The organism is Sphingobacterium sp. UBA2610 (assembly GCF_002339225.1).
GTDB lineage: Bacteria > Bacteroidota > Bacteroidia > Sphingobacteriales > Sphingobacteriaceae > Sphingobacterium > Sphingobacterium multivorum.
Genome location: NZ_DDKA01000014.1, coordinates 1 through 12,935 on the forward strand (window position 1 = coordinate 1; position 12,935 = coordinate 12,935).

Genomic DNA, 12,935 nt, shown 5'->3' on the forward strand with positions numbered 1-12,935 from the left:
GATTCTTTTTGTAAAACAGGTGGGCGGAAGGCTGGGAACGCCGGACCCGGCACAGGATAGGGACGGGAACCGGGATCTAACCTGGACATTGCGGGGGAAACATGGATGATCCTGAAAATTGGATCGCACCACGGACATCCGCGGAACCGGGACTTGATACAGGCTCTGCAGCGGAAACATGGATGGACATTGTATTGTTCGATCTGCCTAAGCTCGGGATCACTATGGTAGCCCGCTCGGCTCAATGCCAGTTAAAGACGGTGCGCACAGGCGCAGCCGACAGAGGGCGAGCCAGCCATAGCCGATGGACGGGAACGGGCGGATACTGGTAGGACCGGAATACCTCCTTTTATAGCGATACTTTCTCACCCTTTTACTTAGGTTTAGTTTAGGTTTTAGTTAGGTTTTGTTTAGGTATAATATAGGTTATAGCTAAACAAAACCTAACCTATTGCTAAGCTAAATATAAACAAAAGCTAAACTAAGGAATAAAGAATACTCAACTCTTCCCTAGTTAGCGCTAACTAGGTTTCCGCTTGGGGATAGGACTCCGGCTACACCGCAGCCCCAGCGGGAACCTCCCAGCCCTCCTTCCCCCCGGCTTCGTACCATGGTCGGGGCAGATTTGCCCTGCAACCGTGTTCTGTCCGTGTTGAGTCCGTGTTGTCTCCGACTCTAAGCCCGCACTCACCCCGCTGCCAAAACGGGCAAATGACGCTCCGAACGCGGCCATGTCCCCCGGATGTCCCTAAAAAAGGGCAACGCCAATCGGAACCGCAGCCGAAAAACTCCCAGCAACGCTACAACACGAAAACAACTCGGAAAAACACGGTATAAATACAGAAACAACAACAATTCAAGGGTTCAACATCAGACTGGGGAATACCCCAATTTAACGATGGAGCGGAGCAGCATTTGCTTCGGAATACCAACTCAAATGACAAACTAGCTTAGAAACGGATAAACATATAAGGATCCATATTATCATATAGCCGACACAAAAAATGTAAGGCCAACGACCAAAGTCTCATTTGGCACAGCACCGGACAATAACATAGATTCACAGAAATACAACAGGGATGGGCTGTCAAACAACCTTCTTTTGATTTAGAGCGATAACTAAACTAATATCCTGCTAAACCGAAAAATGGTAGCAAGAGATTACGCGAAATCGAAAGAAACAGAAAAAGAAATGGAACTGAAAACAGCTAAAGCTGATTCGTAAAAAATAAGGAAATTACGATTTCTCTTCAGCTTTAAAAACCCAAAAACGCTGAAGCGTATAGTTGAAACCCAAAGAAACAAGCAACTCAACAACCAGTTTCGAAAACAAAAAGTTTACATGATATACATCGACCAGAAAATGAATTCCGGTAGACTTCAATGTGATACTACCACAAACGACGATCACAAATTTCCATAACTGACTGCCGACAGACTTTTGCGTGCTACCGAAGGACCAGTATCGATTGATCAAAAAATTAACAACAGCACCAAGGCTACCACTAATTACATTGGAAAAAGGAGCACTGATATGAAGTAGCTTATAGCAAGCAGAGTATACTCCAAAATCAAACAATCCGCCTAAAAAGGCGGAGAGTTGGGCTTTTAAAAAAGTAATAACTTTTGAAGACATCGTTAAATAGCCTCCTCCTGTTGTTTTTTCAGTTTATCCGCTTTATCTTTTTCATCGCCTAATTTAAGAAGTAGGCGTGTATCATTTGTATTAATTATAAAAAGTGCGATACAAATTAACAGTACACACCAATTAATAGACCCAGGCATTAAAACTTCAAATAACATAACCAATGAAATAATCACCCGAATTTCAGTAGGCCCCAAAATTCCGGCGTCTATCGTATACTTATCGGTAATTCTATACCTGAGCTGAGAAATAATCATTGCCCAGCCATACAATGCGACCAATGTAAATCCCAGATACTTAAAATCACCCACGGTATACAGCACATACCCCAATCCTATAAAAACCGTACTAATCCAATCCATTACAATATCCAACGCGAAACCGTACCAGCGACGGGATTTATTACGGTAGAATGCGATACGACCATCTAATGAATCACCAAACCACTGCACAAAGAAACCAGGGATCCCTAGAAGCAAATAGCGAATATCAACATATTCAGCCAAGATAAAACTCCCCAATATCATTAAGGAGCCTAAAAATCCAATTGCCGTAAGTCCATCCGAGGTAATCCAATTTGGAATTCGAGGTACGACGTACGAAATAAGTTTTTGTTCGGGTTCACTTAAGATATTTGTTCTCTTTCTATCCTGAAAAAGTTTTTTATTTATTTTTAACTCACTCATTATCTGCGATTATAGCCATTTATTTTCTTTATACCAAGCCAATGCCTCCATTAAGCCTTTCTTCAAATCATATTTAGGTTGGTATTGTAGCTGACGTTGAGCCGCCGAGATATCACAGCCCCAGTTTTCAGCTGTAAGTTCATTCAGTCGCTCCGGATATAGCACAGGTATTGCTTTAGATTTTTTATACAATCGTTCAAAAATAACCGCGATAGTCTTCACGACACCAAAAGGAATATGCATACGAATCATTTTCTTTTGGCTAAACTCTTTGAAAAATCTAGCCAACTCATAACGGCCATACACCTGCCCATCACTGAGGTTATACACCTGCTTTCCTCCTTGATCAAAACGACAGGCATGAATGATCGCCTGCACCAGGTCAGCAACATAAATAAAGCTAAGCTTTTGAGGAGAGCGGCCAACATAGGCATCCAGGCCGCCATTCATTGTTTTAAAAACAATAAAAATATCTTTTTCACGAGGGCCGTATACTGCAGTGGGGCGCAAAATCGTTAGTGGCTGATCTCTAAAATCATCCAAGGCGAGCTCCGCTTTCCGTTTACTACGACCATAGGCCGTAACAGGGCGATAGGGATTGCTCTCATCGATAAGGTTAGCATCGTAGCTAACAGGACCGATTGCCGCAAGACTACTAACGAAAACAAATCTTTTGATGGGAGTTTTTAAATAAAAACAAGCAGATGCCAAGTTTTTTGTATAACCAACGTTGACCTTTTCGAGATCTTCTTCGTGCTTGGCACGAGTCATTGCCGCAGCATGAACAACATAGGTATAGTTTTCCGCTTCCAGTAATTCGCTGATAGACTCTTCATCAGAGAAATCCGGATAAACAAATTTATCTACAACGGAGCGAATTTCTGAAACATCACTTGACTTCCTCACCGCGGCATGAACTTCCATCCCCGCCTCTTTCGCTGCTCTTGTCAAATGATAGCCTACAAAACCACTCGCTCCGGTGATTAATACTTTTTCTATCATAATGATTTTTGATACAAACGATAACGTTTGTACAATTCTCCATTCATTTGTTCTATAGCGTGGTTCATCATGTAATTATGCTCCAACATCCACGAACATTCGGCCCCTTTGATATTAGAATCTTTTGATTCTTTTATAATTCGGCCATACAGACATGCTTCAATACCAAGTTTACGGTAGTCTTCCAATACCCCTAACATGAGTACACGAAGCAAGTTGATTTTTTTCTTTCCAAATAACAATTTAAAAATACCCGTAGGAAGTAGACGTCCTCGCTTCACTTTGATAAGGATTTGATTGATATCAGGTATCCCTAGACCAAAGCCAACAAGCTCACCATCTTTCTCCGCAACGATAGCAAAACGTGGATCGAGAATCATTTTTAGATCTTTGGCCGTATAATTAAATTCGTCCTCTGTCATCGGAACAAAACCCGAATTTTTATCCCATGCTCTATTATAAATATCACGAACTTTTGCTGCCTCGTTTTTAAAATCCTTCACATTGAATTGACGCAATGTAATGCCAGATCTTTTCAAACGCTCTTCCAGTCTATCCAAAAGCATGACTGAACGTTTATCCGCCGACTTTTCCATGACCAAGTAAGCTCTCAAATCCACTTTATGTCCATAACCCGAATTGGTAATCAAGTCGATGTAATACGGTGAATTGTAGGGCATCATGGCTACTGGAGGCTTATCAAAACCGTCAACCAATAAACCAACGGTATCATTGGTTGATAAATTGATCGGCCCAACGATCGTATCCCCTCCTTTAGCTTTAACCCATTTCTCTGCAGTCTCAAATAACGCGTTTGCGACTTCTTGATCATCTATACAATCGAAAAAACCCCACTGCCCTTCATTCACATGATTGAAAGCATTATGGTTATTGTTCCAGATGGCACATATACGACCGACAATCTTATCGTTACGATAAGCTAGAAAAGGTTGTGCTTGGGAATGTTTATAAAAGGGATGCTTGTCAGGGGAAAGCAAATCGTTTTGTTCAAGAAATAAGGCAGGTACATAATTAGGATTTCCCTCATAGAGACTATGAGGGAAATCTATAAAGAGCCGTCTTTGTTTCTTTGTTTCAACGGGTATAATCTGAATCATACGATTAGATTTTATATTAATGTTTCAACTTCAGCTTGTTTGAATACTTTAACCATCTTCTCAATAGCCTCGTCGATTTGGTCATAAGTATGTGTCGCCATCAATGAAAAACGAATCAAAGACTCTTCTGCAGGAACTGCTGGAGAAACAACTGGATTAACAAATACACCATCATCTTGGAGCATTTTAGTTACCCAGAACGTTTTTTCATTGCTACGAATAAAGATTGGTAAAATAGGACTTTCCGTAGCACCTAGATCAAACCCATGATCCAGTAATTGTGCTTTGGCATAATCTGTGTTTTTCCATAATTTTTCAATATGCTCAGGCTCATTTTGAATAATTTCCAAAGCTTTCAATGTTGAAGCAACCGAAGCTGGAGTCATTGAAGCACTGAACATCACAGAGCGCGCATTGTGTTTTAAGAAATCGATCACATCTGCATCACCTGCGACAAATCCACCTAAAGATGCTAACGATTTACTAAATGTACCCATAATCAAGTCTACATCATCATTAAGCCCAAAATGAGAAGCTGTACCAGCTCCTTTGTGCCCAATAACACCTAAACTGTGTGCATCGTCGACCATTACTGCAGCATCAAACTCATTGGCAATCGACGTAAGTTCAGGCAAATTAACAATATCCCCCTCCATACTAAAGATACCATCCGTACAAATTAACTTCGCACTATCCTCAGGTAGGCGTGATAACTTAGCACGTAAGTCCTCCATATTATTGTGTCCGTATTTGATTACTTTGGAAAAAGACAAACGGCTACCATCAATAATTGATGCGTGGTCACGCTCATCCAACAAAATATAATCATTACGTCCCATTAGACATGACAAAGGCCCTAGATTTGATTGGAATCCTGTACTAAACAGAATAGCGGCTTCTTTACCTACATAAGCAGATAATTTTTCTTCCAGTTCCACGTGAATATCCAACGTACCGTTTAAGAAACGAGATCCAGCACATCCAGTACCATACTTTTCCAAAGCATCTTGCGCTGCTTTTATAATACGTGTATCAGTCGTTAACCCTAAATAAGAGTTAGAACCAAACATCAACACACGTCTACCATCGATTTTTACTTCGGTATCTTGTTTTGATTGAATAGGTCTAAAATAGGCATATAAGCCCTTAGCTTTCAACTCCTCAACAATCTTAAATTGCGATATTTTCTCGCCTAACTTTCCTTTACTCATGCGATAAAAATGTATTTCTAAAACTATTTCTAACTTTTAGATGTTATTGTAACAAACAAAATTATCGAATTGGACTTTTATATAAAAAACTCGGTCTCCGACTAAAAATCTGCTATATCCACAATGTAAGTTGAAATGCTACGTTGTATATATTCACAATAATTCCAAAAAACGTTGCAAACATACGAAAACATAATCTGACTTTCACTTAAATTTAGTCATATTTTTAACACATCGCCCAAAACAGTTAATTTTATTTTAATACTCCGCTAACATCCGCCCCACACAATTCTACTTTAAAATAAGACAATTTTAATAATTATATTTGCGAACTTTAAATTATCCTATAATTAGTTACATTTAGGTTCATTGCAATAGCAATGGTATAGACTTACTAATATACAACAATATATGGCTTTATCTTCAGATATCAATATAAAAAATAAAAAAGCTTCTTTTGAATACCACTTACTGGACAAGTACATTGCAGGAATTCGATTATTGGGTACAGAAATAAAATCCATACGCGAAGGAAAGGCAAATATTAACGATAGTTTCTGTAGTTTTTTTGAGGACGGATTATACATCCGTAACATGCACATTGCCGAATATTCCATGGGATCTTTCTATAACCATGAAGCAAAACGCGACCGTCAACTGCTATTGACAAAAAGAGAATTAAAAAAACTGAAAGAGAAAGGGGAAGAACGTGGTTTTACCATTGTACCCCTACGCATCTTTATCAGTGCCCGGGGGTTTGCCAAAGTTGAAATTGCCTTGGCACAGGGTAAAAAAGATTTTGACAAACGAGAAAACATCAAAGAAAGAGATGTTAAACGTGAGCTTGATCGCGTGATGAAATTTTAGGTTAACGCGCCAGGACAAATGCGCCTGGCGTCATGCCTACCCTGCTTTTAAAAAGCCGAACAAAGTAGTTGACATCATTAAATCCTGCCCCATAGCACGACTCCTTTACATTACGGGTGAGTAAAAGCATCTTTTTTGCCTTCTCGATACGCTGTTGGATCACATACTCCATTGGACTAAGTCCAAGTTCACGGTTAAACATCCGCGTAAGGCTCGCTTTGCTCATGTGAGCAGTCCGCTCCAATAGACCAATTGAAATTTTCTCGGTAATATGTTTCTGAATAAATTCCTGCACGTGTAACAGTACTTTGTTGGGCGACTTCCCAATTTTTAATGCCATCATCGACTGTGACTGAAGTAGCCGAATCGTAAGCTCTTTAAAGGTCAGATCTGCAAGCACATCTTTCAACGGATTTTCACTAATAATGATCTGAAACAACTTGTTCACCAGATCGGCAAGCTCAGTCGAATTGTACAGGTGAAAAAACTCCGGATCAAGCCGCCATTGATTGACATGTTCTTTTGGATAAAACTCATTTAGATAATCTAAGACTGCTGCTATCTTCTCTCTATGAATTGTTAAAGCGGTACACTGCGTGGGCTGGTCGAGGGTCGCTTCTGGAAAATCAATATGCATAGCCACCGATGCAGGTAACACCATCATCTGACCGGGCAGATAGTCAAAAGCCTTTACATTCTCCAAATGCATGATTTTTTTACCCTGGATCATATTAATCATAACCAAATCATCAAAACATAAAGGTACATGCTGCGATATCCGATATGTTTCGTAGATATTAAGCTCCAAGCTATCTAACGTAAATGCGCGTCGGTTCTCCACTAATGTGCTGAGCTCCCCCTTCCGCGAAAATGGCAATGTATGAATCAGCGTCCTATTTTCCATAGTGCAACAATTAAATATAATTGGCAGTCAATCAAATATAATAAATAAAATAAACTATGAGCGAAAGTTATGTGCCACAATTGTGCTATGTTTTGGATCAATTCTGCTACACCATTGAATAATTGCTGGCTAACTTTGATAAGAAGGGATTAAAAATAATTAATAAATAAACCATATGAGCGCAATCAAAAGACCATCGTTCAAAGAACGATATGACAACTACATTGGTGGTAAATTTGTCGCACCAATTCAAGGAAAATACTTCGATAATATTTCGCCGGTAGATGGAAAAGTGTTTACTCAAGTTGCCCATTCAACAAAAGAAGATCTGGATCTCGCTGTCGACACCGCCGCTAAAGCTTTTGAAACTTGGGGACAAACCTCGGCTACAGAACGAAGTATTATCCTCAATAAAATTGCTGACCGCATTGAAGCTAATTTAGCATATATCGCAGCCGTTGAAACGATAGACAACGGAAAAGCGGTACGTGAAACATTAAATGCCGATATCCCATTGGCAATCGACCATTTCAGGTATTTTGCTGGTGTAATCCGCGCTGAAGAGGGGGCCATAAGCGAATTGGACAGCAATACAGTGTCACTGATTGTACACGAACCAATCGGAGTTGTTGCACAGATTATTCCATGGAATTTCCCGATTCTAATGGCCGTATGGAAACTAGCTCCGGCCCTTGCCGCAGGGAACACCGTCGTATTAAAACCTGCTGAAAGTACACCCACATCCATTCTTGTCCTTATGGAGATTATCGGTGATCTGATTCCTGCCGGAGTAGTCAATATCGTTAACGGTTTCGGCGCAGAACTTGGTCGTTCTTTGGTCACAAACCCAAAGGTTTCCAAAGCAGCATTCACTGGTTCCACAGCAACTGGACGTTTGGTTATGCAATATGCGACTGAAAATATCATTCCGGTAACCCTAGAATTGGGTGGGAAATCGCCCAATATTTTCTTTAGTTCGGTTATGGATGCAGACGATGCATTTTTGGACAAAGCAGTGGAAGGAGCCGTATTATTCGCACTCAATCAGGGCGAAATTTGTACCTGTCCTTCTCGTTTACTGATCCAGGAGGACATTTATGAAAAATTTATCGCTAAAGTAGTCGATCGGGTTAATCAGATCAAAGTGGGCGATCCATTAGACCCAACAACAATGATGGGTGCTCAGGCATCGAAGATCCAAAAGGACAAAATTATGTCCTATATTAAACTTGGCAAAGAAGAAGGGGCCGAAGTATTGACCGGCGGTGATGAAAACAATGTCGGTGCTGGTTTTGAAGAAGGCTACTACATCAAACCTACCCTATTCAAAGGCGATAATAGCATGCGTATTTTCCAGGAAGAAATCTTCGGCCCCGTGTTGGCAGTCACCACGTTCAAGGATGAACAAGAAGCAATTGCTATCGCCAACGATACCATGTATGGTCTCGGAGCAGGTGTATGGACCCGAGATGCACATCAGCTTTATCAGATCCCACGTGCCATACAAGCAGGACGTGTTTGGGTAAATCAGTATCACTCCTACCCAGCGGGTGCCCCATTTGGCGGATACAAACAATCAGGAATTGGACGGGAAAACCATAAAATGATGCTTGCCCATTACAGACAGGCCAAAAATATGTTGATTTCCTACAGTAAAGAAAAACTTGGTTTCTTTTAACTGAAGCGTACCGGGTATTCTTTTCGAACAGCTAGATACCCGAGTTTAGGGGGAGCAAATGCTGCCCCTTCAGCTGAATTTCCTATTCGTCAACGCTAAAACACATAAACGAATTTCACCATGATCAATAGACTAGACATCACTGAAAAAGCCAGGGAGCTCATTCATGAACTTGAAGCGAAGCATGGTAAATTAATGTTTTATCAGGCCGGAGGTTGCTGCGAGGGTACACAGCCACAGTGTTTTGAGGAAGGAGGTTATTTTCCTAGGACAAATGACGCCATGATCGGATTAGCCGAAGGATATGAGTTTTGGGTGGATCGGGATCTCTTTGAATATTGGAAACATGCGCATTTCACACTCGATGTGCTGGATGGATTTGGTCCGGGGGGATTCTCATTGGAAACCCCACTGGGTAAAACTTTCAAAGTTCATTATCGTTTATTTACAGCCGAAGAACTTAACGACCTCCGCCCCATCAAGAGAAACGAATGACAAAAAGGGTCGCATTGCAATCTGCGACCCATTTCCATGTTATAATTTTAAAAAATCTCCCTTGAGTTTCCGCATTCGGAAGCTAAAATTTTATTCAATATCCAAGCCTTCAAGGACTGGAATTGGCTGTCTGTTTTCATCAAGGGCAACAAATGTAAAAACACCCTCAATGGCCAATTCTCTTCCTTCCTTGTACATATGTTCCAAAAATATGTCGACCTTCACCTTCAAGCTGGTCCGGCCTACATTTTGAACCCGCGCGACCGCTTCAATAATACTTCCGGAAGGAATTGCCTTATTGAAGTCAATACGGTCTGTCGATACAGTCACCAACGTTTTGCGGCAAAATCGTGTCGCAGCCATAAACGATACTTCGTCCATAATGGACATCGCCTTGCCGCCGAATAAAGTATCGTGATGATTTGTCAAAAACGGAAACACGGTCGTGCAAACATGTGTTTCTGATAAATCAATACGTTCTTGTAAAGTCATTTATTGTATTATTTAGTGGATTTAAGAGGAGACAAATGTAAACCAATCTAGCTCCAGTTCCGTCATTTTTATTCCATATTTTCGTCAATATCCACGCCTATACCTTTCAATAAAAGCGACGCATTGAATATCTTACATTCCCCTATCTTCAGCTTATAATCAAACAGCATCTGCCCCGCATCAACACGAATGTCAAAATGATAATTTTTGATATCTCCCGGGAATTCCTCTTGTAAACTGGACAGTTGTAAGTCGTGTGTAGCCACCATACCCTTACCGTCCAATCGAACCAGTTTCTTTATGATTGCACGGGAGCCAAGATATTTGTCGACTGAATTTGTTCCACGAAGCATCTCATCGATTAGAAAAAAGCTATCGCTATGTACTGAAACTGTATCCAATATAAATTTCATCCGATTCAGTTCTGCTTTAAATGTCGACGTACTTTCATTCAGGTTATCCTTGATGCGCATATAGGATATTAGTTTGTAAATCGGGAGCTGAAAAGAAGTCGCTGCAACCGCAGCTCCGGCATAAGCCAAAATTGCATTAATACCTACTGTCCGCAGAAATGTACTCTTTCCAGCCATGTTTGAACCTGTTACCAAAGCAACACGATGATCTATACTACTGTAATCATTGGCTACGACCTGATTGCTTGGAATCAATGGATGATATACCCCTTGCGCGTCAATCTTATTTTCCAGTGGGTTTTCCAAAATTACTGGATAAATGTACGACGAATGGTTTCTCTTCCAAATGGCAAGGCTAGTTACAGCCTCAACCTTAGCTAAGGTATCGAATGAATTTAGAATCTCGTGTTCGTACTTATTCTTCCAGTCAACAATAGCCAATACTTGTCTAAAATCCCAAAGGAGAAATAGGTTTAGAAATAGCCCAACAAAGACATTATTCCGTGCGTCCAAGTTGTTAATAAGACCAGCGAGTTTTTTAAAGGCAAAGGAAATGGATGCTGTTCCCCGGTTTTGTTTTAGCTCTCCGGCGATCTCCTGCATAGCAATAGACTTCCATGCGTGGTCTTCGATCGATTGAATCGCATCTGCATATGATCCCAGCACGCCACCAATTTTGTCTATTCGCGACGAGAACATACTCACACTTCCTGCTTTGGCCAATGCCCAAAGAATATGAAATAGTCCTATCAAGGTTGCCACTCCAGCCAATTTTGGCACGAAAAAGCTGCCCGCTAAAACGACCAAAAATAAAACAGGGCCTGCTTTGATATAAAATCGCATAAAAGCATTTCCGAATTGAAAATTTCGGTCTTGAAAGTAATTTGTCAAAAATGCCTTGATATCCAATTTATGGTTCAGATTGGCCAAGAGCTTTGCCTGAAAATCCCATATCCATTCGGATTCATTTTCGAGTTCCTGTGATGCTTCTTGATTGCGTTGAATTTGATTGCTTTGGAGAGGCGCATCAAGCCAAGAAGCCAAAAGATCAATCCCCTGTTTGGTCGTTGCCCGATTTATCTGCGCGAATAAGGAGTATGTGCCAAAGATATCCATATCGGAGCTATAAGGATGAGCTCCGTTTTCGAAATGCTCACCATGGTCATACATGTTTAGTTTCCCTTCTGCTAGGGCCTGTTCATTTGCCAAAACTTTCAGATAAGCTTCAAAATAGTTCTTCTGAAGCTCTAACTGGCTCTGCTTCCGCACCAGATAGGCAAATAGGAACAATAGTCCAAAAAAGCAGAAAAAAACCAGCGGAAGGCTTTCCAGTTGAAAGGTATAAAATAACAACGCTCCGCCACCGAGTATCACAAATAGCCGCGACAAGCTGAGCGTGTTGACTTGTTTATTTAATTTGACCACAGTTGAAGCGGTTTCGCGATGCTTCTGGTCATATTGTATTGCAGTTGGCGTCATAAGGTGAATATTTATTCTTTCACGTTCATTTCAATTTAATCATGGCTATTTTGCATCTGCTCATGAAACAAGGGCTCGATTGTCACTCGCAGACCTTGGGGGAGGCCATCGGAACTGGTTGAATGGATCTCCTACCAAGCTTGATCACCCACCAAAGGCACAAAACGAAACGTATCCAATTCGATACGGTCAAAATCATTTTCACCTACCCGAATGATCGTCATCATCTTTTGCGATTTTTCGTCTCCTACAGGGATCACAAAAATTCCGCCCATTTTCAGCTGCTTCAACATAACCTCTGGCACGAAAGGCGCACCTGCAGTGACAATAATCTTGTCATAAGGGGCGTGCTCTTCGATTCCCTTGGAGCCATCACCTAAAAAGAAATTTGGTTTATAGCCCATGTAGGGCAACACTTGAATGGTTCGTTGATATAGGTTTTCCTGACGTTCGATAGTATACACTTCTGCGCCAAGTTCCAACAAGATACAGGTTTGGTACCCCGATCCCGTACCAATTTCCAGTACTTTATCTCCTTTTTTCACGTGGAGCAGTTCAGATTGATAGGCGACGGTATACGGCTGCGAAATTGTTTGTCCGTCACCTATTGGAAAAGCAATATCCCGATAGGCCTGATTCCAGAATGTTTCATCAAAAAAATAGTGACGTGGTACCTTGCCAATGGCATCTAATACTTTCTGGTCCGCAATGCCCCGGCTTTTTAGATGTTCAACCAATTTCTTACGAGCACCTTTCTCCCGATAATTATCAATAAACTTGTACGCCATGATGTTTCAAATTTACCTTTTAAAAGGCACATTAAACAGAATTAATCACAAATAATTCAATACCAACACTGTACGTATTTTCAAGTTAATTTGCTTTATTTTCCGAATCATCTTTCCCTTAGGCTCAACCTCCGTTGACCTCTTGAATTTGGCCGCG

Annotated in this window: 12 protein-coding genes; 3 read left to right on the plus strand and 9 right to left on the minus strand. The window is 40.9% G+C overall.

Translation table 11 applies throughout. The features are described from left to right. Nucleotides 1-1,237 precede the first annotated feature (1,237 nt). The 5 genes from B4Z47_RS10230 to spt are packed head-to-tail and all read right to left on the minus strand — an operon-like array spanning nucleotide 1,238 to nucleotide 5,662. The gene (locus tag B4Z47_RS10230; protein ID WP_112374843.1) at nucleotides 1,238-1,636 is read right to left on the minus strand and encodes a GtrA family protein; all 399 of its coding nucleotides are present in this window, start codon (nucleotides 1,634-1,636) and stop codon (nucleotides 1,238-1,240) included. Between the two features lie 2 nt (nucleotides 1,637-1,638). Beyond that, on the minus strand, nucleotides 1,639-2,331 hold the full coding sequence (locus B4Z47_RS10235) for a CDP-alcohol phosphatidyltransferase family protein (RefSeq protein WP_112374844.1): 693 nt from the start codon (nucleotides 2,329-2,331) through the stop codon (nucleotides 1,639-1,641). Nucleotides 2,332-2,340: 9 nt separating this feature from the next. Further along, on the minus strand, nucleotides 2,341-3,333 hold the full coding sequence (locus B4Z47_RS10240; RefSeq protein WP_070561221.1) for an NAD-dependent epimerase/dehydratase family protein: 993 nt from the start codon (nucleotides 3,331-3,333) through the stop codon (nucleotides 2,341-2,343). Then, on the minus strand, nucleotides 3,330-4,451 hold the full coding sequence (locus tag B4Z47_RS10245; protein ID WP_088162962.1) for a hypothetical protein: 1,122 nt from the start codon (nucleotides 4,449-4,451) through the stop codon (nucleotides 3,330-3,332). Before B4Z47_RS10245 ends, B4Z47_RS10240 begins: the two co-directional genes overlap by 4 nt. 11 nt (nucleotides 4,452-4,462) lie before the next feature. Beyond that, a complete protein-coding gene (gene spt, locus B4Z47_RS10250) occupies nucleotides 4,463-5,662 on the minus strand; it encodes a serine palmitoyltransferase (RefSeq protein WP_046672730.1) in 1,200 nt (399 codons plus the stop codon). A gap of 411 nt (nucleotides 5,663-6,073) precedes the next feature. Between spt and smpB the strand changes: the two genes are divergently transcribed. Continuing rightward, a complete protein-coding gene (gene smpB / locus B4Z47_RS10255; RefSeq protein WP_046672731.1) occupies nucleotides 6,074-6,529 on the plus strand; it encodes an SsrA-binding protein SmpB in 456 nt (151 codons plus the stop codon). Between the two features lies 1 nt (nucleotide 6,530). On the opposite strand, the gene B4Z47_RS10260 is transcribed toward smpB, so the two are convergent. Beyond that, nucleotides 6,531-7,433: an AraC family transcriptional regulator gene (locus tag B4Z47_RS10260; protein WP_046672732.1), complete on the minus strand. Its 903-nt coding sequence runs from the start codon at nucleotides 7,431-7,433 to the stop codon at nucleotides 6,531-6,533. 175 nt (nucleotides 7,434-7,608) lie between these two features. On the opposite strand from B4Z47_RS10260, the gene B4Z47_RS10265 reads away from it, so the two are divergent. Both B4Z47_RS10265 and B4Z47_RS10270 read left to right on the plus strand, forming a co-directional pair. Beyond that, the gene (locus B4Z47_RS10265) at nucleotides 7,609-9,111 is read left to right on the plus strand and encodes an aldehyde dehydrogenase family protein (protein ID WP_286727303.1); all 1,503 of its coding nucleotides are present in this window, start codon (nucleotides 7,609-7,611) and stop codon (nucleotides 9,109-9,111) included. A 120-nt stretch (nucleotides 9,112-9,231) separates the two neighbouring features. Further along, nucleotides 9,232-9,606, plus strand: coding sequence for a DUF779 domain-containing protein (locus B4Z47_RS10270; RefSeq protein ID WP_112374846.1), 375 nt, complete (start codon nucleotides 9,232-9,234; stop codon nucleotides 9,604-9,606). A 90-nt stretch (nucleotides 9,607-9,696) separates the two neighbouring features. On the opposite strand, the gene B4Z47_RS10275 is transcribed toward B4Z47_RS10270, so the two are convergent. The 3 genes from B4Z47_RS10275 to B4Z47_RS10285 form a co-directional block, all read right to left on the minus strand. Further along, a complete protein-coding gene (locus tag B4Z47_RS10275) occupies nucleotides 9,697-10,098 on the minus strand; it encodes an acyl-CoA thioesterase (RefSeq protein WP_070561224.1) in 402 nt (133 codons plus the stop codon). 68 nt (nucleotides 10,099-10,166) lie between these two features. Next, nucleotides 10,167-11,990, minus strand: a complete 1,824-nt coding sequence (locus tag B4Z47_RS10280) for a MutS-related protein (protein ID WP_286727304.1) — start codon at nucleotides 11,988-11,990, stop codon at nucleotides 10,167-10,169. 131 nt (nucleotides 11,991-12,121) lie between these two features. After that, on the minus strand, nucleotides 12,122-12,778 hold the full coding sequence (locus B4Z47_RS10285; protein ID WP_046672736.1) for a protein-L-isoaspartate(D-aspartate) O-methyltransferase: 657 nt from the start codon (nucleotides 12,776-12,778) through the stop codon (nucleotides 12,122-12,124). Nucleotides 12,779-12,935: the final 157 nt, after the last annotated feature.